At 60.2% G+C, this 4,432-nt stretch carries 4 protein-coding genes; 2 read left to right on the plus strand and 2 right to left on the minus strand.

Features of this window, described 5'->3' with window-relative positions; translation table 11 throughout:
- A partial coding sequence (speA, locus tag ABX749_RS23590; protein ID WP_372898160.1) for a biosynthetic arginine decarboxylase occupies positions 1-1,419 on the plus strand: 1,419 nt, incomplete at its 5' end.
- A gap of 43 nt (positions 1,420-1,462) precedes the next feature.
- On the opposite strand, the gene mtaB is transcribed toward speA, so the two are convergent.
- Both mtaB and ABX749_RS23600 read right to left on the minus strand, forming a co-directional pair.
- On the minus strand, positions 1,463-2,776 hold the full coding sequence (mtaB, locus tag ABX749_RS23595; protein ID WP_372898161.1) for a tRNA (N(6)-L-threonylcarbamoyladenosine(37)-C(2))-methylthiotransferase MtaB: 1,314 nt from the start codon (positions 2,774-2,776) through the stop codon (positions 1,463-1,465).
- Positions 2,777-2,779: 3 nt separating this feature from the next.
- A complete protein-coding gene (locus tag ABX749_RS23600) occupies positions 2,780-3,115 on the minus strand; it encodes an ATP-dependent Clp protease adaptor ClpS (protein WP_145221684.1) in 336 nt (111 codons plus the stop codon).
- 158 nt (positions 3,116-3,273) lie between these two features.
- Here ABX749_RS23600 and ABX749_RS23605 point away from each other — a divergent pair.
- Positions 3,274-4,432, plus strand: a 1,159-nt coding sequence (locus ABX749_RS23605) for a M20/M25/M40 family metallo-hydrolase (protein WP_372898162.1), incomplete at its 3' end; no start/stop codon positions are given.

Here is a 4,432-nt window from a genome sequence, read left to right on the forward strand (position 1 = left end):
CGTTGGCAGGCCAGCGGCGGCTACCGCAGCAAATTTGGACTGACGGTGGCGGAGGTTTTGGCGTCGCTGGACCGCATGATCGAGATGGGATTCGAGGATTGTTTTCAACTGCTGCACTTTCACGTCGGCAGCCAGATCGGAAACATCCGTCAGCTGAAGTCGGCGATCCTGGAAGCCGCCCAGATCTACGTCGACCTGCAACGCCGCGGTGCCGCGATGGGGTATCTGGACGTCGGCGGGGGATTGGGCGTCGATTACGACGGCACCCAGACCGACAGCCAATCGAGTATGAACTACTCGATTCAAGAATACGCCAACGACGTCGTCTACCACGTGCAGAGTGTCTGCGATGAAGCCGGCGTTCCCCACCCGCAACTGATTTCGGAAAGCGGCCGCGCGGTTGCCGCCCATCACAGCATCCTGGTGATGGAAACCCTGGGTGTCACCAAACAGGGCAACGCGGATCTGCCACCCTGGGCCGCGTCGCCGGGCAACGGCGAGCCGCAGTCGGAAGGGCCGCCGGAAGATTACGAACAACCGGTCCGTGATTTGTGGGACGCCTACGCGAATCTGACGGCCGACAACATGATGGAAAAGTTCCATGATGCGCAGCTGACGTTGGACATGTGCATGAACCTGTTTAGCGGCGGGTACCTGCCGCTGGAACAGCGTGTTGCAGCCGAAAACCTGTACTTCGCCCTGTGCCATCGCGTCCGCGAACTGGCCCAGGCCGAAGGCGATTTGCCGGCCGAGCTGGAACATCTTGATCGCATGCTTTCCGACATTTACTTCGTCAATTTCTCGCTGTTTCAATCGATGCCCGATGCCTGGGCGATCGACCAGTTGTTCCCGATCATGCCGATCCATCGGCTTGGCGAACGCCCGACCCGGCACGCCGTGCTGGGCGACATCACCTGCGACAGCGACGGCAAAGTCGATTCGTTTGTTTCTGAAAACGATTGCTGTGACACCCTGTTGCTTCATCCGCCCGAAGACGGCCAGCCGTATCAATTGGCGGTGTTCATGGTCGGGGCGTATCAAGAAATCCTCGGCGACCTGCACAACCTGTTCGGCGACACGCACGCGGTGCACGTCGAGTGCGAGGGATCGGCGGTGAAGATCCGTTCGATCGTCAAGGGCGACACCGTCTCCGAAGTGCTCAGCTACGTTCAATACGACGACCGCGAATTGCTTGACCGGATCGGGCAGTCGGTCGAAGACGCCATCTCGGATGAGCGGATCGATCACCAACAAGCCGGCCGAATCGTCGCCGCGTTCGAAAAAGCTCTCGCCGGATACACCTACCTGGAACCGACCAGCAAGGGTGCCCCGATGGAAGACTTCGAAGTGCCACAGCAATTCGAAAACGCACAACACGTCCAGGCCGCGACATTCGAAAAGCAAAGCTCGACGACGTAGGCGTGGGGTAGACGCTGCAGGCATCGGTCACGCACAGCGTGACCTATCCGTTGGACGCCGAAACGGTGATCCGTTCGTCGTCGGCACGGATGACTTTGGCGGTCACCAGATCTCCGGTCGTGATGCCGGCATCATCACTGACCCACTCGGCCGGCGCGTAGCGGCAGGTCGTCCCGCGTAACAACCGCGATTCACTCTCGCTGCCATCGAGCCGGACCAGTTCGCGATCGGATTCGACCAGCACTTGCACGGATTCACCGACCAGGCTGGCAAAGTAGTCGCGGCGAAGTTCGGACTCGAGTTCGGCGAGTTGGTGAACCCGTTGGTTCTTGAGATCGCCGGGTAACTGGTCCGGCATCTCGGCGGCGGGTGTGCCGCGGCGGGCGCTGAAGGGAAAGGCGTGGATTTTGGAGAACCCGGCGGCGCGACAGGTCTGCAGCGTCTGCTGGAACTCGGTTTCGGTTTCACCGGGAAATCCGACGATGATGTCGGTCGTGATCGCCGGTTTGTTGAGTGCTTCATTGAGCATGCGGCAACGGTCCAGAAACATCCGTGTGCCCCAGCGTCGACGCATCCGACGCAGCACCGAGTCGCTGCCCGATTGAAGACACAGATGGACGTGGGGGACGAGGCGATCGGAATACTCGGTCATCACGCCGATCAGGCTGCGAGTCACCTCGGTCGCTTCGATGCTGGACAGTCGGATGCGGAAATCGCCGGGCAGCTGACAGAGCTGTCGAACCAGATCCGACAGCCGCGTCCATTCTTCGCGCGGTTTGTTGCGATTCCAATCGACGCCGTAGTGTCCCAGGTGAATCCCGGTCAGGACGACTTCGCGATGGCCCGCTTCGGTCAACCGGCGGACTTCGTCGACGATGTGTGCCAGCGGCCGCGACGTCAGTTTGGGTCGCACGTGGGGGATGATGCAGTAGCTGCATCGAAGCAAGCAACCGTCTTGCACTTTGACATACGCGCGATGCCGTCCGGAAAAGCCGTCCAGCCCGGTGGGGACGTCGACGACGCCGAACCGCGACATCAGATCGGGCAGTTCTCGTTTGTCGGTGACGACTTCGGCCACCCCGGGCAGCTTGGCGACTTCCTCGGGCGCTCGCGTGGCGTAACAGCCCATCACGACGATCCGGGCATCGGGGTTTTCCCGCGCCATGCGGCGAATCACTTGCCGGCTTTTGACGTCACCCTGATTGGTGACGGTGCAGGTGTTGACGATGCAAACGTCGGCCTGGTCTCCCTGGGCGCAGTCTTCAAATCCGACACGCTGCAAGCCTTGTCGGACGAGTTCGGTTTCGTACTGGTTGACTTTGCAACCGAGTGTGGTGACGCGTAGCTTTGCCGACATGCTTTAGCCGGCCGGTTCGATGGTCGCACTCATGCTGCCTTTGCAACGCGGGATCAAGTCATCTTTGCCGTAGGCGTGAATCTGGTCGCGTTTCAATTCGGCGTGTTCCATGGTGGTGGTCAGACAAATCGCTTTGCCGTGGCTGTCGACTTGGGTCGCGATTTGGAACCCTTTTTCGACCGGGTAGCGAAACAGTTTTCGCATCATCATCACGACGTATTGGTAGCTGTGATCGGAGTCATCCCAAAGGACGACGTTGTAGCGAGGCTGTTTCTTCGGTTTGGTTTGTTGCTCTTGCTCGACGGCCGGATCGGCAACCGCGACTTGCTTGTCTGACATTTTCGAAAACTGCTCCGTCGTGTGAACGCTGGGCGAACGGTCACGCCCTCTGTTGCTACGATTACACGGGACCTATTGTAGCGCGGCTGCAGAACCGAAGGCAGACCCGATTTTGATGGTTTTTTCCGATTTTCATCCACATTCACTGAGTCGTTCCCGTGTCTCCATCCCGTGAAAATGCGGCCACCGGGCCGCTCGACGACGCGTCACTGGACCAATTGATTGAATCGCTCGATTCCGACCGCAACGCGCTTTTGGACGACCTTGTGGAGTGGTTAAGGATCCCTAGCGTCAGTAGCGACAGCCGGCGTCAGGGGGAAGTTCGCCAGGCCTGTGACTGGGTCAGCCGAAAACTGGAGCAGGCCGGACTGTCGGTGGAAACCATCGCGACGGAGGGACATCCGATGGTGGTTGCCCAAACCGCTCCGATCGAGGGAGCGCCGGTGGTGTTGGTCTATGGACACTATGACGTCCAGCCCGCCGAGCCGTTGGAAGATTGGGTCAGCGGACCGTTCGAACCGACCGTTCGCGATGGAGATCTGTTTGCCCGTGGCGCGACCGACGACAAGGGGCAAGTTCTGACGCACATTCAAAGCGTCTGTCGCTGGCTGTCGGCCGGTCACCCCTTGCCGCTGCAGATCAAGTTTCTGATCGAAGGCGAAGAGGAAGTGGGCAGCGAAAACCTGGAGCGAATGTTGCCGGATCTGGCCGAAAAACTGGCCTGTGATTGCGTCGTCATCAGCGACAGCAGCCAGTACGCCGACGGACAACCGGCGATCACGTATGGGCTGCGGGGCATCGCCACCTACGAATTGAGCGTCGACGGCCCCAGCCAAGATCTGCACAGCGGATCATTCGGCGGTGCGGTGATGAACCCCGCCATCGCGCTGTGCAAGATGTTGGCCTCCATGGTCGATGAAAACGGCGTGATCCAAATCCCAGGGTACTACGATCGCGTTCAGCCGCTGACCGACCAGGAACGGCGGCAATGGCGCGAGCTTCCGCAATCGGACGAAGCGTTTGCCGCAAACGTGGGTGTCCAGGAACTGTTCGGCGAACAAGGCTACACGACTGACGAGCGACGTTGGGCACGACCGACCTTCGACATCAACGGGCTGACCTCGGGCCATCAAGGCGAAGGCGTCAAGACGATCATCCCCGCCAAAGCGTCCGCGAAGATCAGCTTTCGGTTGGTCGCCGACCAAGACCCCCGGGAGCTGACGCAGCAGTTGAACGAACACTTCAGCGCCAACGCTCCGCCCGGCGTCCGCTGGAAACTGGTATCCGATCACGGGGCGCCCGGGATGCTGGCCAACA

The sequence above is a fragment of the Stieleria sp. genome, assembly GCF_041595215.1.
GTDB classification, from domain to species: domain Bacteria; phylum Planctomycetota; class Planctomycetia; order Pirellulales; family Pirellulaceae; genus Stieleria; species Stieleria magnilauensis.

Excerpts from the sequence above, each read along its gene's own strand:
- ABX749_RS23600 (WP_145221684.1), bottom strand. The coding sequence starts at position 3,115 with ATGTCAGACAAGCAAGTCGCGGTTGCCGATCCGGCCGTCGAGCAAGAG.
- mtaB (WP_372898161.1), bottom strand. The coding sequence starts at position 2,776 with ATGTCGGCAAAGCTACGCGTCACCACACTCGGTTGCAAAGTCAACCAG.